At 56.1% G+C, this 17,842-nt stretch carries 21 protein-coding genes; 19 read left to right on the top strand and 2 right to left on the bottom strand.

Features of this window, described 5'->3' with window-relative positions; translation table 11 throughout:
• The first annotated feature begins 1 nt into the window (after position 1).
• From KGP25_RS19635 to KGP25_RS19575, 13 genes are all read left to right on the top strand, one after another.
• The gene (locus KGP25_RS19635) at positions 2 to 283 is read left to right on the top strand and encodes a hypothetical protein (RefSeq protein WP_214146857.1); all 282 of its coding nucleotides are present in this window, start codon (positions 2 to 4) and stop codon (positions 281 to 283) included.
• Between the two features lie 98 nt (positions 284 to 381).
• On the top strand, positions 382 to 702 hold the full coding sequence (locus tag KGP25_RS19630; RefSeq protein ID WP_223539519.1) for a phage tail assembly protein: 321 nt from the start codon (positions 382 to 384) through the stop codon (positions 700 to 702).
• Positions 665 to 805, top strand: a complete 141-nt coding sequence (locus tag KGP25_RS19625; RefSeq protein WP_152958661.1) for a GpE family phage tail protein — start codon at positions 665 to 667, stop codon at positions 803 to 805. Before KGP25_RS19630 ends, KGP25_RS19625 begins: the two co-directional genes overlap by 38 nt.
• Before the next feature lie 69 nt (positions 806 to 874).
• Positions 875 to 3,340: a phage tail tape measure protein gene (locus KGP25_RS19620; RefSeq protein WP_162648078.1), complete on the top strand. Its 2,466-nt coding sequence runs from the start codon at positions 875 to 877 to the stop codon at positions 3,338 to 3,340.
• Positions 3,340 to 4,224: a phage tail protein gene (locus tag KGP25_RS19615; RefSeq protein ID WP_162648077.1), complete on the top strand. Its 885-nt coding sequence runs from the start codon at positions 3,340 to 3,342 to the stop codon at positions 4,222 to 4,224. Before KGP25_RS19620 ends, KGP25_RS19615 begins: the two co-directional genes overlap by 1 nt.
• Positions 4,224 to 4,436 (top strand): tail protein X, encoded by a 213-nt coding sequence (locus KGP25_RS19610; protein ID WP_181497797.1) that lies wholly within the window; start codon positions 4,224 to 4,226, stop codon positions 4,434 to 4,436. Before KGP25_RS19615 ends, KGP25_RS19610 begins: the two co-directional genes overlap by 1 nt.
• Positions 4,424 to 5,593 carry a contractile injection system protein, VgrG/Pvc8 family gene (locus KGP25_RS19605; RefSeq protein WP_162648076.1) on the top strand — a complete coding sequence of 390 codons (1,170 nt, stop codon included), beginning with the start codon at positions 4,424 to 4,426 and terminating at the stop codon, positions 5,591 to 5,593. The genes KGP25_RS19610 and KGP25_RS19605 overlap by 13 nt, the downstream gene beginning before the upstream one ends.
• Entirely contained in the window at positions 5,590 to 6,186 is a 597-nt protein-coding gene (locus KGP25_RS19600; RefSeq protein ID WP_162648075.1) for a phage baseplate assembly protein V, read from the top strand. The genes KGP25_RS19605 and KGP25_RS19600 overlap by 4 nt, the downstream gene beginning before the upstream one ends.
• Positions 6,187 to 6,241: 55 nt before the next feature.
• On the top strand, positions 6,242 to 6,589 hold the full coding sequence (locus KGP25_RS19595) for a GPW/gp25 family protein (RefSeq protein ID WP_054181147.1): 348 nt from the start codon (positions 6,242 to 6,244) through the stop codon (positions 6,587 to 6,589).
• On the top strand, positions 6,580 to 7,683 hold the full coding sequence (locus KGP25_RS19590) for a baseplate J/gp47 family protein (protein WP_162648074.1): 1,104 nt from the start codon (positions 6,580 to 6,582) through the stop codon (positions 7,681 to 7,683). Before KGP25_RS19595 ends, KGP25_RS19590 begins: the two co-directional genes overlap by 10 nt.
• The gene (locus KGP25_RS19585; RefSeq protein ID WP_162648073.1) at positions 7,676 to 8,254 is read left to right on the top strand and encodes a phage tail protein I; all 579 of its coding nucleotides are present in this window, start codon (positions 7,676 to 7,678) and stop codon (positions 8,252 to 8,254) included. The genes KGP25_RS19590 and KGP25_RS19585 overlap by 8 nt, the downstream gene beginning before the upstream one ends.
• Before the next feature lie 2 nt (positions 8,255 to 8,256).
• Positions 8,257 to 9,429 carry a hypothetical protein gene (locus KGP25_RS19580; protein WP_223539518.1) on the top strand — a complete coding sequence of 391 codons (1,173 nt, stop codon included), beginning with the start codon at positions 8,257 to 8,259 and terminating at the stop codon, positions 9,427 to 9,429.
• Positions 9,430 to 9,464: 35 nt separating this feature from the next.
• Positions 9,465 to 9,833, top strand: a complete 369-nt coding sequence (locus KGP25_RS19575) for a tail fiber assembly protein (RefSeq protein WP_223539517.1) — start codon at positions 9,465 to 9,467, stop codon at positions 9,831 to 9,833.
• Here the strand turns inward: KGP25_RS19575 and KGP25_RS19570 are convergent.
• On the bottom strand, positions 9,805 to 10,212 hold the full coding sequence (locus KGP25_RS19570; protein WP_223540584.1) for a tail fiber assembly protein: 408 nt from the start codon (positions 10,210 to 10,212) through the stop codon (positions 9,805 to 9,807). The genes KGP25_RS19575 and KGP25_RS19570 overlap by 29 nt on opposite strands.
• 369 nt (positions 10,213 to 10,581) lie before the next feature.
• Here KGP25_RS19570 and KGP25_RS19565 point away from each other — a divergent pair, with 369 nt between their 5' ends.
• The 6 genes from KGP25_RS19565 to KGP25_RS19540 all read left to right on the top strand — a co-directional run bounded on the left by KGP25_RS19565 (position 10,582) and on the right by KGP25_RS19540 (position 16,823).
• The gene (locus tag KGP25_RS19565; RefSeq protein WP_137445288.1) at positions 10,582 to 11,163 is read left to right on the top strand and encodes a recombinase family protein; all 582 of its coding nucleotides are present in this window, start codon (positions 10,582 to 10,584) and stop codon (positions 11,161 to 11,163) included.
• 50 nt (positions 11,164 to 11,213) lie between these two features.
• A complete protein-coding gene (locus KGP25_RS19560) occupies positions 11,214 to 12,371 on the top strand; it encodes an acetyl-CoA C-acetyltransferase (RefSeq protein ID WP_223540583.1) in 1,158 nt (385 codons plus the stop codon).
• Between the two features lie 235 nt (positions 12,372 to 12,606).
• On the top strand, positions 12,607 to 13,443 hold the full coding sequence (kduI, locus tag KGP25_RS19555) for a 5-dehydro-4-deoxy-D-glucuronate isomerase (RefSeq protein ID WP_045909902.1): 837 nt from the start codon (positions 12,607 to 12,609) through the stop codon (positions 13,441 to 13,443).
• Positions 13,444 to 13,506: 63 nt separating this feature from the next.
• Positions 13,507 to 14,268: a 2-dehydro-3-deoxy-D-gluconate 5-dehydrogenase KduD gene (kduD, locus tag KGP25_RS19550; RefSeq protein WP_048224726.1), complete on the top strand. Its 762-nt coding sequence runs from the start codon at positions 13,507 to 13,509 to the stop codon at positions 14,266 to 14,268.
• 313 nt (positions 14,269 to 14,581) lie between these two features.
• A complete protein-coding gene (locus KGP25_RS19545) occupies positions 14,582 to 15,997 on the top strand; it encodes a sugar porter family MFS transporter (RefSeq protein ID WP_223539516.1) in 1,416 nt (471 codons plus the stop codon).
• A gap of 133 nt (positions 15,998 to 16,130) precedes the next feature.
• Positions 16,131 to 16,823: an aspartate/glutamate racemase gene (locus KGP25_RS19540; RefSeq protein WP_223540582.1), complete on the top strand. Its 693-nt coding sequence runs from the start codon at positions 16,131 to 16,133 to the stop codon at positions 16,821 to 16,823.
• On the opposite strand, the gene KGP25_RS19535 is transcribed toward KGP25_RS19540, so the two are convergent.
• Positions 16,818 to 17,744, bottom strand: coding sequence for a LysR family transcriptional regulator (locus KGP25_RS19535; RefSeq protein ID WP_048029153.1), 927 nt, complete (start codon positions 17,742 to 17,744; stop codon positions 16,818 to 16,820). The two genes, KGP25_RS19540 and KGP25_RS19535, sit on opposite strands and share 6 nt — an antisense overlap.
• Positions 17,745 to 17,842 lie beyond the last annotated feature (98 nt).

Genomic DNA, 17,842 nt, shown 5'->3' with positions numbered 1-17,842 from the left:
GGTGACCGTCAAGATTGAAGACAAAGGCGGGAACTGTGGTTCGATTGGTATGGGGAATTGTACCTGGTTTACCATTCTCGATATTCCGGGGGTGGAACACCTTTTTAACACCCAAAAAACCAATGACACGATTGACAGTACCCGCGCTAAAGCACGGAAGCTGGCTGACCTGATTGAGGCATGGGAACCACCAGACCACTGGTTTACCGGCATCGGCAAAGCCGAAGGTAAGGCGCTCATTATCGAGTTTCTTCGTAACTGCAAAGGCTTTCGCACTCACTGATATCACAGGGGCTTCGGCCCCTTTCTTCTTAATCCCCTTTAATATCCGCCACGTTCTCCACCAGACATACTGCCCTGAAATCACACAGGAGCACGATCATGTCACAGACCAAAACCGAAGCCGAAATCTTCGTCCTGCAGTTCCCTTTCACCACGGCAGCAGGTAACTCCATTTCTCAACTCACCCTTAAGCGCCTGACGGTTAAAGACCTCAAACTGGTCAAGAAAACGCATAAAGACCCGGCAGACTGGGATGAGCCACTGATTTCCCGCAGTACCGGCCTGCTCCCGGAGGACATGGACAACATGGACCTGGCCGATTATCTGGAGCTGCAGACCCGATTTCAGCAAGTCACTGGGCTGGGCAAAAGCAACAAAGACCCTGACGCAGGCACAGGGACTGCTGGCGAGGTGGTTTAGATTTCAGCCGGGGGAGATTGATGCCCTCGATACTGACGATCTGGAGATGTGGCTCGACCAGGCCGAAGAGCAGATCAAAAGCGAGTACGGCGACAACCAATAACCCTCAGCACTTAACAGCCGCTTCTTGCGGCTGTTTTGCATGACTCTCCACTTTCAGAGGATAGCCACCGTGGCAAGTGAATTTTCAGTCGGCGTCATCATTGGCGGCATTGTCGGGAGCAGCTTTCGCTCTGCCGTCAGCGGTACCCGACGTGCCCTCGACTCCCTTGGCGATACGTCACGTCGCCTCCAGGAGCGTCAGAACGCCTTAACCCGCGCAACAGAGCGCTATGGGCAACTGGGTTCATCCCGGATGCAGCGCCTCAACAGCGATCTACTGCGTGTAAGCCGCACCATGGAGCAAATTGAACGCCAGCAGCGCCGTCTGTCGGCAGTATCTGCCACCAGTGATGCGCTGAAAGCTAACCGCATGGCGCTCTATGGTCAGGGGGCTGAGACCTATGCCATAGGCAGAACACTGGGGGCACCAGTTATGGCCTCAATCAAACAATATGCCTCGTTTGAGTCCCAGCTTCGCGATATCAGCGTGACCGGCGATCTGGATGCACGTCAGGAGCAGGCTATCGGTACTGCTATTCGTCAGGCATCGCTCAGGGTTAACCAGCTGCAGGAGTCTCTGCTGGGTGGCGTTGGTCAACTGGTTGCTGATGGTATGAACCCGGAACAGGCAGCAAAGTTTGCCGGAATGCTGGGCAAAGCAGCCACGGCCACCAAAGCTGATATGACTGACCTCGCCAAAATGACTTATGCCTTCAGCGATGCGCTTAAAATTACCGATGCGAAGGAGCTGGAGCAGGCTTTTGGAATTGCGGCAACCGGGGCAAAGCTTGGGTCATTTGAACTGAAAGATATGGCGAAAGCGTTACCCGGTATGGCCAAAGCTTTCGCGGCCCGTGGTATTTACGGTAAAGACGCCATAACCCAGATTGTCGCCAGTCTGGAAGTGGGTAAAGGCAGCGGCTCTGCAGAGGAAGCAGTCACCAATATGTCTAACTGGCTGGCGGCAATGGGGCGCGGAGATACCATTCAGAAATATGCCAAAGCCGGAGTGGACTACCAGGGGTCAATGCAAAATTATGTAGCACAGGGACTCTCTCAGTATGAAGCCTCTCTGATGATTGCCAACCGATTTATCGACGGTAAAGGCAAGGCATTCGTACAACAATGGAAAGCTGCAGGATCAAGAGGCGATCAGGAAGGCCAGCAGAAGTTGATGGAATCCTTTGGACTGGCGGAAGTGTTCACCGATATTCAGACTGTCAACCATCTGCTGGCGATGCGCCAGGGCTGGGATAAATACCAGTCTAATAAGCAGGAAATGAACACTCCATCTGCAATGACTACGCTGGACAAGGATGCCGCGAAACAGAATGACACGCTCGAAGGACGCTGGAGAAGTACGCAGATTGGTTTTAACGACTCGGCCATTAGTATCGGAGAGTCATTACGCCCGGCTTTAATCCAGTTAGGGGAAACATTCATCCCCTTAATGAACAGCGTTGGCAAATGGATAGCGGCAAATCCGCAGCTGGTAAGTGGCACCATTAAAATAGTGGGTGCATTACTTGCCTTCAAGATGGCCACAATCGGTCTCAAGCTGGGGCTGAATCTCCTTATCTCACCATTTACCAGCGTATGGGGAAGTGTTGTCAGGCTTCGAGCTAACTGGCTTCGTCTGACCCTTGCACTGGGTGAAGGCGGCAAATTCCGCTGGTTAGTGACCGGCTTCAGCGCTGTCGCCAGAGGGGCCGGTACGCTGGGGCGTGTACTTGGTGGCAGTCTTGTTCGCGGCATTATGCTCGTCGGACGGGCAGTTCTCTGGATTGGCCGGGCGCTGATGATGAACCCTATCGGTCTGGCCATCACCGCTGTTGCTGTGGCTGCTTACCTTATTTACCGCAACTGGGGAGCGGTTAGCGGCTGGTTTAAACAGCGCTGGGCAGACATTAAAACGGCGTTTAACGGCGGTATCGTGGGGATTGGTAAGCTGTTGATGAACTGGTCGCCGGTTGGTCTGCTCTACAAAGCCTTTGCGGCTGCACTGAAGTATCTCGGTATTGATCTGCCAGCGAAGTTCACTGACTTCGGTGGCCATCTTATCGACGGACTGATAAACGGCATCAAAAACAAATGGGACTCGCTCAAAACCACCGTCACCGACATGGGTGACAGTGTTGGCGGTTGGTTCAAGGAAAAGCTGGGCATCCATTCGCCGAGCCGCGTGTTTATGGGCTTCGGTGACAATATCGCGCAGGGGGCCGCTATCGGCCTGCAGCGCACCACACCACTTGCAGCACTGGCTGGTCAACGCCTGGCTGCCGAAATGACACCGGATGTACCCCGTATCCCGTCGCCGGAAATCATGGCTGCGGGGTATTCAGGCCGTGGTGCAGCTGCAGCCGGTGGCGGAATGTCTGGTGGTATTCAGGTCGACTTTAATCCTCAGTTTTATCTCAATGGCAAAGAGACAGCAGTGCCATCCGGGCTGGCAGGTGCGCTGAATATGAGCGTGCACGAGCTGGAAAAAATGCTGGAGCGCCTGCTGGCTCAGCAACAACGCAGGAGGTACAGCTGATGTTTGCAGTTCTGGGCGATATTGAGTTTGAGCTGATTACCTACTGGGACGGCTTCGAGGCGACATTCGGCGTCGATTACGCCGAGCATGCCCGCATCGAAGGGAAGCCCGGCCTGCAGTTCATTGGCGACAAGCTGGACGAAATCCAGATAAGCCTGGTCTTTCACCAACATTATTGCGTGCCCGACGTCGAGCTGGCACGCCTCAGAACGGCGATGAAGGCCCATCAGGCGCTGGCGCTGGTCTTCGGGAATGGCGACTATCGCGGCTGGTTTGTGATTACCGACGTGACCGCGACCAGCGAGCAGACCGACAGCACCGGCAACGTGCTGGCCGTCAATGCCACCGCGTCTCTCCGGGAGTACATCGGCGATCCTAAAAACCCCCTGAAGCCGCCCGCTATCCGTACACAGGTGCCGGGTACCGGCGCGGTGTCTTCTGCGGTTCCGTCACCTTCCGGCGTGGCGCAGTATGTCCGGGACGGCGTCAACTATGCAAAGCAGGCACAGTCAGTGCTCCAGACCACCATGAGCGCGGTGCGGATTGCACAGAAAATGAAGGATAACCCGACTGTGGCGCTGACCCGCGTACCAGGATTGATGAGCGGGCTGGGGAATATCTCTGGTTCGCTGGGGAGCAGTATCCCGGCGTTTAATGCGCTGGCAGAGTCCATGCCGGAAGCCGTCAGCCTGGCTCGGGCCACCGGTGAGGCCGCCTCGTATGTTCAGCAGGCACAGTCCGCGCTGAACGGCGTCGACGGCAGCAATATCGCGGCGGCGCTGGATACGGTTTCAGGCCAGCTTAACTCCGCCAGCACCACGTTCACCCGTATGTCGCCGGGGTTAAGCACCATGGCAGCCAGAATCATGGCGAGGAGTGTGTGATGTTTCTTGAACATGTCACCCGAGACGGGGAGCGCTGGGACGCGCTTGCCTGGCAGTATTACGGCGACCCGATGGGCTATCCCCGGATTATTGCCGCCAATCCGCACGTGGCCATCACACCAGTACTGCCCTCCGGGCTGCTGTTGCTTATCCCGGTGATTGAGGCTGAAGAAGCCACGACAGAAGAGGATACTCCGCCATGGCTGAGGTAAGCAATTCGCAGGCATCGTCTGCCCTGACTGGCGTCAGCGACGTACTTTCACCGGTGTTCACCCTGTGGTATCTGAAAAAAAATATCACCAGCGATATCACCCCATACGTCACCCGCATTACGTACAGCGATAACATCAAAAATGAGTCCGACACCATCGAGGTGGAGCTGGATGATACCGATGGTCGCTGGCTGGATGCATGGTATCCGGGCAAAGGCGACACGCTGACCCTGAAGGTGGGCTACCAGGGCGAGAAGCTACTGTCCTGCGGTACCTTCTCGATCGACGAGATAGAGGTCAGTTCACCCGCGTCCGTCGTCTCTATCCGGGGCGTAGCCACCTCAGTCAACAGCGCGTTACGGACGAAATCAAGTCGGGGTTTCGAGAGCACAACGCTGGCGGCCATCGCCGGGCGTATTGCCAAAAAGCATCAGCTGAAGCTTGTCGGCAGCATCGAGGCCATCAAAATTGACCGTGTGACGCAGTACGCCGAGACCGACGTGGCCTTTCTGCACCGGCTGGCCAGCGAGTACGGTTATGCGGTGAAGATTGTCAGCGACCAGCTGATATTTTCGCATCTGGCCACGCTTCGCAGCCAGGAGCCGGTGCGGCAGCTGAAGCCGCAGGATGTGGCCCGCTACTCGCTTCGCGATACCATCAACCGGGTCTACAAATCCGCCAGGGTCAAGCACCAGAAGAGCAGCACAAAAAAGCTGATTGTGTATGAGGCTGACGGCGGGACCAGCGAGAGCAGCAAGCAAACCAAAGGCGGCAAGGTCACCAGCGCCGACCGGCTTCAGGTCAACAGCCGTGTCAGTGACCCGGACAGCGCCCGCATCAAGGCCGATTCCGCGCTGGCCCGTCACAACGAATACCAGCAGAGCGGCTCCCTGACGCTGATGGGTGCATCCCAGCTGACGGCGGGCAATAAAATTGAGCTGTCAGGCTTTGGCCAGCTATCCGGGCCGTGGCTGATAACCACAGCCCGCCATACACTTGACCGCAGCAGCGGCTACGTGACCGAGCTGGATGTGGCGCGGGGGCCGGTGACGCGGGGTAAGGCGAAGAAAGGCAATAAGACCGGCAAGACCCAGACGCTCACCGTCTACAAGCCGGACGGCACCACATCCACGGTAATAAAGGAAAAGAAAAAATGACAGGCGTAACCCTGCAGACCGGTACAGTCAGCGCCGTCGATGCTGATGGCGTGAAAGCCCGCGTCCGTTTGCCTGAGTGCGATAACATGCGCACCAACTGGCTGGACGTCCTTCAGCGCAATACCCAGAACAACAAAGACTACTGGCTCCCGGATGTGGGGGAACAGGTCAAAGTGCTGCTGGATGAAAACGGCGAAGATGGTGTGATTCTTGGCGCAGTCTATTCCGACATTGATAAACCATCGTTCAGCGACAAGAACGTTCGCGGCACAACATTCAGCGACGGGGCGGAGTTCAGCTACCACCGGGGCACCCATACGCTCACCATTAAGGGCGGGATCGAGCATCTTGTGATTGAGTGTAGTGCTGACGTGTTCGTGAAAACGCAGAAAGCCACAATTGATGCGCCACAGACCGAAATGACCGGGGACCTGCTTGTCAGGGGCAAGCTAACTTACGAGGGTGGCATGGCTGGCTCTGGCGGTGAAGGTGCCACCGCAACCATTCAGGGCAACATTGAGATTGAGGGAAATGCCCACGCCACCGGCAGCATGCTGTCTGATGGCGCAAACTCCAACCACCACTCCCACTGAACCTTCTTAAACGCCTTTAATATCGGCAATCCCTTCCGGGGGCAATACTGCCCCCATGAAAACGACCTCAGTATTCTGGCAACCGGCCCTGCAGGCCCCCGGCGAAATTGTCCAGGGGCTGGATGATATCTGGCAGGCCATTCAAATAATTCTGCGCACTCCTCGCGGCAGCGACCCGCACCGCCCGGAGTTCGGCAGTAATCTGCACCTTTATATCGACTGGCCCGTTGATCGTGCCATTCCGCACGTCGTTCGCGAGTCCGTCGATGCCATTCGCCGCTGGGAGCCTCGCTGCCAGCTGACGTCAGTTAAACCCGCCGTTGACGGTGAACATCTTACGCTCCGGGTGAGCTGGAAAGGCTCAGACGGACAACCCCGGACTCAGGAACTGCTATGGCGCTGACAGAACCCGATTTTATTGAACGCGATGCCGACAAAATCACGGCAGAAATGATTGCGAAGTATGAGGCGGATACCGGCAAAACGCTGTATCCGGCACAGGCCGAACGTCTGCTGATTGACCTCTGGGCCTATCGCGAAATGCTGGTCAGGGTGGCGGTACAGGAGGCGGCGAAGCAGAATCTGGTCGCCTTTGCCCGTGAGCCGATGATTGATTACCTCGGTGAACTGGTTGGCGTGTACCGTCTGGCCGCGCAGCCTGCATCCACCACGCTCCAGTTCGCTCTCGACGAACCGCTGGCAATGGATGTGCTGATACCGGCAGGGACCCGCGTCAGTGCCTCCGACAGCATCATTTTCGCCACCGACGCGGACGTGGTGCTGAAGGCGGGTCTGTTGCTGGTCAATGCCACGGCAACCTGTACCGAACCCGGTGATGCCGGTAACGGCTGGCAACCTGCTCAGGTCAGTCAGTTGCTCGATGAGATTGACAACGTTGACCTGCAGGTCACCAATCTGTCCGCCAGTTCCGGCGGTTCAGAGCAGGAAGACAATGACCGTCTGCGTGAGCGTATCATGCTGGCTCCGGAGTCCTTCACCAATGCCGGTAGCCGTGGCGCATACCGTTTTCATGCCTTGCAGGCCCACCCCAGCATTGTCGACGTCGCCGTTCTCTCCCCGGTACCCGGCACCGTTGAGCTGTATCCGTTGCTCAGCACCGGCCTGCCGGACGACAGTATCCTCACGCTGGTCGAGAGCTTCTGTTCGGATGAGAAAGTCCGACCGCTCACCGATACCGTTCATGCCAGAACGCCGGTACAGGTGGACTACGCCATCGACGCCCGCATCACGGTTTATCGCGGTCAGGACGTCAGTTCGATAAAAGACGCCGCCAATAATGCTATTCAGCGCTGGGTGGCTGCTCGTCGGGCAAAACTGGGGCTGGATATCGTGCCTGGGCAGATTAACGCCGTCCTGTCCGTTGAGGGGGTATATCAGGTTGAACTGCCCGGACTGGCGCTGGTTGTGGTGGCGGAAAACGAGTGGGCTAACTGTACCTCCATCAACATCACCATGTCGGGGGTAGCCGATGGCTGAACCGCTACAACTTCCGCCGCCGCTTGAGGGGGATGTCAGCCTCAGAACGCTGGGCAGACTGGCCGGGCGACTGGACAGCATCAACCTGGAAGCCCTGATGGTCTACCTGGTGGATATCGTCGACAGCTCTGCGCTGCCATGGCTGGGCGAGCAATTCTCTCTGTTCGGCGACGGCTGGGAACTGGCTGAAGCTGATGACGTGCGCCGTGCCCTGATTAAATCGGCCATTGAGCTGCACCGCTACAAGGGGACGCCGTGGTCAATCCGGGAAATCATCCGCCGCTTTGGTTTTGGCGAGGTCGACCTGATTGAGGGGACCGGTCAAATCGGCTACGACGGCAGACACACGTACAACGGTATATATGTTCATGGAGATGCCGAGGCCTGGGCGGTTTATCGCGTTATCCTCCGGCAGCCCATCACTAACGACCAGGCTGCGCTTTTGCGACAGACCCTCGCCGCGTTCGCACCGGCCCGCTGTCACCTTGCCAGTCTGGAGTATCAGTCTGTCGCAATTCGCTACAACAACACCGTCAACTATGACGGCAGCTATAACCACGGGAGCAGTTAATCATGGCAAACCTACCTGAAACCCCGCAGTGGGAAGACGGCATCTACCAGATAGAGGTCTCTGACCCTGTTCTGGGTGGGCCTGACGGGATTTCTAATCGTCAGGCTAAGCAACTGGCCAAACGAACGTCATACCTTAAGCAGCAGGTTGAGAAAGGCGGAACGGATCTTGCTGCGCACATCGCGGCAGCAGACCCGCATACTCAGTACGCGCCAAAGGCCAGCCCGACATTCACCGGCACGCCGACTGCGCCAACACCGGCAAACAGTGACAACAGCAAAAAGCTGGCCACAACGGAATTTGTGGCCAAAGCGCTTGCCGCACTTGCTGGTAGCGCACCTGAGACGCTGGATACGCTCAAAGAGCTGGCCGATGCCCTGGGTAACGATCCAAACTTTGCAACCACGGTACTGAACAAGCTGGCGGAGAAGCTGGCCAAAGACCAGAACGGCGCGGATATTCCTGACCCGGTGCTCTTTGTCAAAAACCTTGGTTTGGGAGATAGCGGTGGATTTGTAGGTCGTCTGCTTGCACCGCCGATGCGATTGACGGCATCGGGGGTATACAACCCATCGCCTGAAGCGAAATATGCTCTTGTTGAATTGCAAGCTGCCGGAGGTAATGGCGGGAACGCCCCAGCTACGGGAAGCGGCGTTGTAGGTATTGCCGTTGGAGGGTCAGCAGGTGGTTACGCCAAATTCCTTGTTAAGATTAGTGATATCACTAACTTCAATTACACCGTCGGGGTTCACGCATCGACATCAAATTCTGCCACGGCTGGGGGGAGCACGTCATTTTGCGGTATTACTTGCGCAGGCGGAACAGGATCAACCCTTGCAGGGACTTCATCTGGGTCATCGCCGGTGCAATCACGTGGTCTCCTGGGCGGTAACGTCACAAATGCCGGAACAACGCCATTAACTTTAATCGAATCCACCCAGGGGGATACGAGCGGTAACGCCCTTTACACGAGCCCTGGTAACTCAGTATCGGGCAATGGCGCACCCAGCAGGTTTGCACCGGGACCAATTGGTATAGGTGGAAGTAGCGGAAATGGGATTAATGCTAAAGATGGGGCGGGAGGTAGTGGCGCAAACAGTACCAATAACCCTGGCGGAGGTTTTACGGGTGGATTAGGTGGTGATGGGCTTATGATTCTATGGGAGCTTGCGTGATGATAAAGCGGTATGCACTGGTAAAAGATGGCGTTGTGGAAAATCTGGTTTCCTGGAATGGTGAAGGGGAACTCTTCTCTGAATTTGTTACCGTCGAGCTGAATAATGATTCCGTTGCGAGCGTTGGCTGGTCATACGACGGAAAAGAATTTATGCCACCGCCTGAACCAGAAAAAACATACGCGGAGCTGGTCATTGAAGCTGAAGCAGAAAAACAATCCCGCCTTGATTATGCCGCAAGCAAAATCGTCGTCTGGCAGACGAAGTTGCTCATGGGCCGCAAATTGACCACTGACGAAACGGCATCACTTAATGCCTGGATGGACTATATTGACGCGGTCACTGTGATAGATACAAAAACCGCGCCAGGTGCTATTAGCTGGCCGCCTCTCCCGGAGGTGTAGGCCATACAATATCGGGGGCTTTTGAAGTATCAGCGCGCATCAACAGCACCCGATATTTCTTCCATTCTGCCAGAGAAGCGGTTTCATCCTCCGTTGCTATCCCAGCATCAACGGCATCCTGCCTCCAGGCAATCTGAGCGTCGGAGGCCAGTCGAAGCGAGTTTTTTACCTGCTGTGCCTGTACTACATAATCAATCACTGGCTCGGTAAGCTCTGGGTGGCCGCCAGCGCCTGGTGTTATTTCCATCCCTTTTTGCTGTCCATCAAGCAGTTGATGATATTCATCAACATTAATTTCGATAGCATCATCAGGTATTACGGTGTGGATATCAGACTGGTAAAAACCACGTGTACCCGGAGAGTAAAAATATTTATTCATCAGTTTATTGTCCCAATTGATAGCCACATAACGCCTGTAACACTTTGCGTGTTAGTTGATGCCAGGGTGATACTCGTCTTTGTTGAGGTAGCCACACCGACGCGGTAGTTATTTATTGACGAAACATCTATCGGCGTACAGAACTGGGCCAGCCCTAAATCCAGAGCCAGAAGATACGTAGCAGAGGCTGACCCGGCTGTCGGTACGGTTACCGTTCCCCACTGAATCACCAGCTTTTTTGTCCCTAGCGGGATGACCGCATAACCAGGTGAAGTTAGCGATCCTACAAAACCAAGGTTTTTGGAAAAGCGGTTACACATAGCGAAATCTGTAAAAATCCTCCCACCGCGACAAAGAGGAGGAAAATAGATGGCCGTAATTGGTTATATCCGCGTATCAACAATCGACCAGAACAGCGATTTACAGCGTAATGCCCTCACAAGCGCAAACTGTGACCGCATTTTTGAAGACCGCATGAGCGGAAAAGTTGCCAGCCGCCCCGGTCTTAAACGCGCTTTAAAGTGCGTTAATAGCGGAGACACCCTGGTCGTGTGGAAACTGGACAGGCTGGGACGCAGCGTTAAAAACCTGATCGCACTGATATCAGAGTTACATGAACGCGGTGCCCACTTCCGCTCTTTAACAGACAGTATTGATACCAGCACTGCCATGGGGCGTTTCTTTTTCCACGTGATGTCTGCACTGGCGGAGATGGAACGCGAGCTGATCGTCGAACGAACACTGGCTGGGCTGACAGCAGCTAGGGCACAGGGGCGCATCGGTGGAAGACCCAACGCATTAAAGCCGCATGAGCGGGAACAGATTGGGCGGCTATTGGCTAAGGGGCATACCCGCCAGCAGTTGGCCATTATCTACGGGGTGGGGTTATCGACGCTCTACCGGTATTTTCCGGTTGATGGCCAGAGGAAGGATGACGCGGTAGGATTGTAATTCTTTTGCAAATGTTGAAACGCCGCAGCGATGCCATTTATCTCACGGAAATGGGCGCATTTATCGCGCGGCGCATCATTCAGGGAGCGCTTGCGCGTCACTCGGCGGTTGACCTGGGGAGCGTGGTGGTGAAAGCGCTCGTGGAACGTAGCGGGATCGCAGCACATGAAGTTGACGAGGTGATTCTGGGACAGGTCCTCACGGCCGGTGCCGGGCAAAATCCTGCGCGTCAGGCGGCGCTGAAGGGTGGGCTGCCCAATACCGTCTCCGCTATCACCATCAACGACGTCTGTGGTTCAGGATTAAAAGCGCTGCATCTCGCGACGCAGGCCATTCAGTGTGGTGAGGCGGACGTGATCATTGCGGGCGGGCAGGAGAATATGAGCCGCGCGCCGCACGTGTTGACCGACAGCCGCACTGGCGCACAGCTGGGCAACAGTCAGCTGCTCGACAGCCTGGTGCATGACGGCCTGTGGGATGCCTTCAATGACTATCATATGGGTGTGACGGCGGAAAATCTGGCGCGCGAGTACGGTATCAGCCGTGAGGTGCAGGACGCCTATGCGCTGAGCTCGCAGCAAAAAGCGCGTGCGGCGATTGATTCCGGTCGTTTTCGCGACGAAATTGTCCCGGTCAGCGCGCTGCGTCAGAACGGCGAGGTGATGGTTGTGGATACCGATGAACAGCCGCGCACCGACGCCAGCGCTGAAGGGCTGGCCAGGCTGAATCCTGCTTTTGAAATGCAGGGCTCGGTGACGGCGGGAAACGCCTCTTCCATTAACGACGGCGCTGCCGCCGTCATGATGATGAGCGAAAGCAAAGCCCTCGAACTCGATCTTCCCGTGCTTGCCCGCATTAAGGCATTCGCCAGCGTGGGGGTTGATCCTGCGCTAATGGGGATCGCGCCGGTCTACGCCACCCGTCGCTGTCTGGAGCGTGCGGGGTGGCAGCTTTCTGATGTGGATCTGATCGAAGTGAACGAAGCCTATGCCGCACAGGCGATCTCCGTCGGAAAAATGCTGGAGTGGGATCCGCTTCGGGTTAACGTGAACGGTGGGGCGATCGCGCTGGGGCACCCGATCGGGGCGTCCGGCTGCCGGATCCTGGTTTCGCTGGTCCACGAAATGAAAAAGCGCAATGCCCGCAAAGGGATTGCCACGCTCTGTATCGGCGGCGGGCAAGGGGTGGCGCTGGCCATCGAACGCTAACCTTTCCTCATTGAAAAGACCTCCTCCGGGAGGTTTTTTTGTGCCCTTTTTCTCCCGTCGGTTTAATTGTGATCCGAACATCATTTCCGTTATAAACAAAAATAAAAAATGAAACGTTGTTTTAAATGTAATTGAAAAGCTCACTTTATGCCGATAGTATGTGCTTATTATGAAAAACGGAACGCTGTTTCGTTTTACTTCCCGCCTTCGGGCATGACCACATCTGGAGGTTACCGTGGACGTCAGAGAAAGCATCCACAGCGCGCACGCCAAAACGCTGGATACTCAGGGGCTGCGCAAGGCATTTTTAGTCGAGCAGATATTCGAGGCCGACAGGTACACCATGGTTTACAGCCATATCGACCGCATTATTGTGGGCGGCATTATGCCCGTCACGAAAACCGTCTCCGTGGGCGGCGAGGTCGGTAAACAGCTGGGCGTGAATTATTTCCTCGAGCGTCGCGAGCTGGGGGTGATCAATATCGGTGGGCCGGGCACCATCACCGTAGACGGACAGTGCTATGAGATTGGCCATCGCGAGGCACTGTACGTAGGTAAAGGGGCGAAAGACGTGGTCTTTGCCAGCATCGACGCCAGCAAGCCTGCGAAGTTTTACTACAACTGCGCGCCGGCTCACACCACCTGTCCAACCAAAAAAGTGACCACGGCAGACGTCGCGCCCGTGACGCTGGGCGACAACCTCACCAGCAACCGCCGTACCATCAATAAATACTTCGTGCCGGACGTGCTGGAGACCTGTCAGCTCAGCATGGGGTTGACCGAGCTAGCGCCAGGGAATCTGTGGAACACCATGCCGTGCCATACCCACGAGCGCCGCATGGAAGTCTACTTCTACTTCAACATGGATGAGGACGCCTGTGTGTTCCACATGATGGGACAGCCGCAGGAAACGCGCCATATCGTGATGCACAACGAGCAGGCGGTGATTTCACCGAGCTGGTCTATTCACTCCGGCGTTGGGACAAAAGCCTACACCTTTATCTGGGGAATGGTGGGCGAAAACCAGGTCTTTGATGATATGGACCATGTCGCGGTCAGCGATCTGCGCTAGTCGCGGGCGGTGAAGCATAAACCTGCCTGTGAGTGACAGGCTCTGAAAGAGTAAGGAATAAACATGATTCTGGATGCATTCTCTCTGCAGGGGAAAGTGGCGGTGGTTTCCGGATGTGACACCGGGCTGGGTCAGGGGATGGCGTTAGGCCTGGCGGAAGCGGGCTGCGATATCGTCGGGATTAATATCGTTGAACCGACGGAAACCATCGAACGCGTGACGGCGCTGGGTCGCCGTTTCCTGAGCCTGACCGCCGACCTGCGTAAAATCGATGCCATTCCTGAACTGCTGGATCGCGCGGTGGCGGAATTCGGCCATATCGACATTCTGGTCAACAACGCCGGGCTGATTCGCCGTGAAGATGCGATCAACTTCAGCGAACGCGACTGGGATGACGTGATGGATTTGAACATCAAGAGCGTATTTTTCATGTCCCAGGCGGCGGCAAAGCACTTTATCGCCCAGGGGAACGGCGGCAAGATCGTGAATATTGCCTCCATGCTCTCGTTCCAGGGCGGTATCCGCGTGCCGTCTTACACCGCGTCCAAAAGCGCCGTGATGGGCGTGACCCGCCTGCTGGCGAACGAATGGGCGAAGCATAATATTAATGTGAATGCCATTGCGCCGGGTTACATGGCGACCAACAACACCCAGCAGTTGCGTGCAGACGAGCAGCGCAGCGCGGAAATCCTCGACCGTATTCCGGCGGGGCGCTGGGGTCTTCCGCGCGATCTGATGGGACCGGTGGTCTTTCTGGCCTCGTCGGCATCGGACTATATCAACGGCTACACCGTGGCGGTTGATGGCGGCTGGCTGGCACGTTAATTCCACCTGCATGACGAACCTCTGCCCTCGGGTGGAGGTTTTTTTTGGCTAAAAATTGCCATTATCCATATGACATAAGATGAAAAATCCATACTGAAAATTCATAAATGACGAGCTTCACAGTTTTATTGTTTAAATATTAGGTAATTAATAAAAAACAGTGCGATTTCAGCATTAGTTGAAATTGTAATGTCCATCACAGATCGTGATGCCATAGCGAAATAATCCATATCTTCACGAATTCCCGCCTGACACTTTTCTTCACTATCTCGTAATTTCATTTAACGAATTTTGCTGTTGAGGCAGGAAAAATATGACATCTATAAATGACTCTACCCTAATGCCCGCTGCGCTGCGCGATACCCGGCGCATGAATCAGTTTGTCTCCATTGCCGCTGCCGTGGCGGGCCTGTTATTTGGACTGGATATTGGCGTCATTGCCGGTGCATTACCGTTTATTACCGATCACTTTACCCTGAGCAGCCGCCTGCAGGAGTGGGTGGTGAGCAGCATGATGCTGGGCGCGGCCATCGGCGCGCTGTTCAACGGCTGGCTCTCGTTTCGTCTGGGGCGCAAATACAGCCTGATGGCCGGGGCGATTCTGTTTGTCGCCGGCTCCATTGGCTCCGCGTTTGCCGCAAACGTTGAGGTTCTGCTGCTTTCCCGCGTGCTGCTGGGCGTGGCGGTGGGGATTGCCTCCTATACGGCACCGCTTTATCTCTCCGAAATGGCGAGTGAGAACGTGCGCGGGAAGATGATCAGCATGTATCAGCTGATGGTCACGCTGGGTATTGTGCTGGCGTTCCTGTCTGACACGTACTTCAGCTACAGCGGCAACTGGCGCGCAATGCTCGGCGTGCTGGCGCTGCCAGCGGTGGTGTTGATTGTCTTAGTGATTTTCCTGCCGAACAGCCCGCGCTGGCTGGCGCAAAAAGGGCGCCACGTGGAGGCAGAAGAGGTGCTGCGCATGCTGCGCGATACCTCCGAAAAAGCCCGCGAAGAACTGAACGAGATCCGCGAAAGCCTGAAGCTCAAGCAGGGGGGCTGGGCGCTGTTTAAAATCAACCGCAAGGTGCGCCGGGCGGTCTTCCTCGGCATGCTGCTGCAGGCGATGCAGCAGTTCACCGGCATGAATATCATCATGTACTACGCGCCGCGCATTTTCAAAATGGCCGGGTTCACCACCACGGAACAGCAGATGATCGCCACCCTGGTGGTCGGGCTGACCTTCATGTTCGCCACCTTTATTGCCGTATTCACCGTGGACAAGGCGGGCCGCAAACCGGCGCTGAAAATTGGCTTCAGCGTGATGGCGCTCGGCACGCTGATCCTCGGCTACTGCCTGATGCAGTTTGATAACGGTACGGCTTCCAGCGGACTTTCCTGGCTTTCTGTCGGGATGACCATGATGTGTATCGCAGGCTACGCGATGAGCGCCGCGCCCGTAGTGTGGATCCTGTGCTCCGAAATCCAGCCGCTTAAATGCCGTGACTTTGGCATCACCTGCTCCACGACCACCAACTGGGTGTCGAACATGATCATCGGCGCGACGTTCCTGACGCTGCTGGACGCGATTGGCGCAGCGGGAACGTTCTGGCTCTATACGGTGCTGAACGTGGCGTTTATTGGCATCACGTTCTGGCTGATCCCGGAGACTAAAGGCGTGACGCTGGAACACATCGAGCGCAAGCTGATGGCCGGGGAGAAGCTGCGAAACATCGGCGTGTGATCGTATTGCCTGTTTACGTATTCCAGCGTATGCAGACGATAACCGATATTGGTTTAACAAGGCGCTGAACAGAGCGCCTTTTTTTATTGGCACCGGTTATGTTAAAAGAAGAAATCAACGGAAAGGAGGGATGATGAAAACGATCGGCCTGTTAGGTGGAATGAGCTGGGAATCGACAATCCCTTATTATCGCCTGATTAACGAAGGGGTGAAGCAGCGTCTGGGTGGTCTGCACTCCGCGAGCCTGCTCCTGCACAGCGTGGATTTCCATGAAATCGAAGCCTGCCAGTCGAGCGGCGAGTGGGATAAAGCCGGGGAGATCCTGGCCCTGGCGGCGCTCGGGCTTGAGCGGGCCGGCGCCGAGGGGATAGTGCTGTGTACCAATACCATGCACAAGGTGGCATCACATATTGAGAACCGCTGCTCGCTGCCGTTCCTGCATATTGCTGATGCGACCGGGCGCGCAATTGCGGCATCCGGGATGCGCCGCGTAGCGCTGCTGGGCACACGCTACACCATGGAGCAGGATTTCTATCGCGGGCGCTTACACAGCGAGTTTGGGATCGAAAGTCTGATCCCGGAAGAAGAAGACCGGGCGCGCATCAATCAGATTATCTTTGACGAGCTCTGTCTCGGCACCTTCAGTGAAACCTCCCGCGCCTTCTACGTCAGCGTCATCGAGAAACTCGCGCAGCAGGGGGCCGAAGGGGTGATCTTTGGCTGCACGGAGATCGGTTTGCTGGTACCCGTTGAGCGAAGCCCTCTCCCGGTATTTGATACCACCGCTATCCATGCTACGGATGCCGTGGCGTTTATGCTGTCATAATGGATCCTGCAGGTCAGGTAAGCGAAGCGCAAGCTGACGCGCGTGATCCATGACGTGTTCGGTGAAAGCATCCACCAGCGCGGAAGCCGGACGGTGTAGCGGGCGGATCAGGCTCACGGTAAACGGGACGGAAACGCTAAAACGGCGCACGACGATCCCGCTCCCGGCATAGTCCAGCGCCGTAAGCGGATTCACCACCGCGACGCCGACGCCTGCGCGCACCATCGCACAAATCGAGGCCGCGCTGTGCGTTTCTACCACCATTCGCCGTTTGACCTGATGCTCGGCAAATAGGGTATCCAGCAGCTGTCGATAACTGTCGGTCTGCGACAGGCTAATATAGTTTTCCCCATGGAAATCTTCCGGCGTGAGCACCGCCTTACCGGCAAGCCGATGTCCGGCGGGCAGAACGCACACTTCATCTAATGAGAGTAATTCCGTGCGCGCCGTGCCCGCTGGGGAGGAGAGTGTCTCGGTTATCCCTAAATCATGACGCTGAGCCGAAAGCCACTCTTCAAGCAGGGGAGACTCCTGCGGCACGATGGTGAGGCTGACCTCCGGATAGCGCGCCAGAAAGGGCTGGAGCAGCATCGGCAAAAAGGATTGGGAGAAGACGGGCAGGCAGACAATCGACAGCTCGCCCTGGCGAAACTCGCGCAGGCTTTCCGCGGCACTCACTATTCTGTCCAGCCCGTACCAGGAGCGCTGGACTTCCTCAAACAGACGTAGCCCCTGTACCGTCGGGTGAAGCCTGCCCCGGGTGCGTTCGAACAGCTTCAGCCCCAGCACTTTCTCGAAGCGGGCCAGCTCGCGGCTTACCGTCGGTTGCGAGGTATGCAGCATCTGTGCGGCTTCGGTGAGATTGCCGGTGGTCATCACGGCGTGGAAAATCTCGATATGGCGTAAATTGACGGCGGGCATAGGGCACCTGAAAGCAGAGAACTGTCCATATCATTTTTGCATAGACTCGCAATAAAACGATATTTTTTATTCTCTTTGCGCTGTGGCGTAATCATCAA

The sequence above is a fragment of the Enterobacter sp. JBIWA003 genome (genome assembly GCF_019968825.1).
In the GTDB taxonomy this organism is placed as follows: domain Bacteria; phylum Pseudomonadota; class Gammaproteobacteria; order Enterobacterales; family Enterobacteriaceae; genus Enterobacter; species Enterobacter quasiroggenkampii.
Note: the sequence above shows the minus strand (reverse complement) of the source record. Positions and strands in the feature narration are given on the sequence as shown.

Coding starts and splice junctions, on each gene's coding strand:
- KGP25_RS19610 (WP_181497797.1), top strand. CDS start 4,224: ATGTTTCTTGAACATGTCACCCGAGACGGGGAGCGCTGGGACGCGCTT.
- KGP25_RS19600 (WP_162648075.1), top strand. CDS start 5,590: ATGACAGGCGTAACCCTGCAGACCGGTACAGTCAGCGCCGTCGATGCT.
- KGP25_RS19590 (WP_162648074.1), top strand. CDS start 6,580: ATGGCGCTGACAGAACCCGATTTTATTGAACGCGATGCCGACAAAATC.
- KGP25_RS19595 (WP_054181147.1), top strand. CDS start 6,242: ATGAAAACGACCTCAGTATTCTGGCAACCGGCCCTGCAGGCCCCCGGC.
- kduD (WP_048224726.1), top strand. CDS start 13,507: ATGATTCTGGATGCATTCTCTCTGCAGGGGAAAGTGGCGGTGGTTTCC.
- KGP25_RS19580 (WP_223539518.1), top strand. CDS start 8,257: ATGGCAAACCTACCTGAAACCCCGCAGTGGGAAGACGGCATCTACCAG.
- KGP25_RS19560 (WP_223540583.1), top strand. CDS start 11,214: ATGGGCGCATTTATCGCGCGGCGCATCATTCAGGGAGCGCTTGCGCGT.
- KGP25_RS19605 (WP_162648076.1), top strand. CDS start 4,424: ATGGCTGAGGTAAGCAATTCGCAGGCATCGTCTGCCCTGACTGGCGTC.
- KGP25_RS19630 (WP_223539519.1), top strand. CDS start 382: ATGTCACAGACCAAAACCGAAGCCGAAATCTTCGTCCTGCAGTTCCCT.
- KGP25_RS19585 (WP_162648073.1), top strand. CDS start 7,676: ATGGCTGAACCGCTACAACTTCCGCCGCCGCTTGAGGGGGATGTCAGC.
- KGP25_RS19615 (WP_162648077.1), top strand. CDS start 3,340: ATGTTTGCAGTTCTGGGCGATATTGAGTTTGAGCTGATTACCTACTGG.
- KGP25_RS19540 (WP_223540582.1), top strand. CDS start 16,131: ATGAAAACGATCGGCCTGTTAGGTGGAATGAGCTGGGAATCGACAATC.
- KGP25_RS19565 (WP_137445288.1), top strand. CDS start 10,582: ATGGCCGTAATTGGTTATATCCGCGTATCAACAATCGACCAGAACAGC.
- KGP25_RS19570 (WP_223540584.1), bottom strand. CDS start 10,212: ATGAATAAATATTTTTACTCTCCGGGTACACGTGGTTTTTACCAGTCT.
- KGP25_RS19545 (WP_223539516.1), top strand. CDS start 14,582: ATGACATCTATAAATGACTCTACCCTAATGCCCGCTGCGCTGCGCGAT.
- KGP25_RS19535 (WP_048029153.1), bottom strand. CDS start 17,744: ATGCCCGCCGTCAATTTACGCCATATCGAGATTTTCCACGCCGTGATG.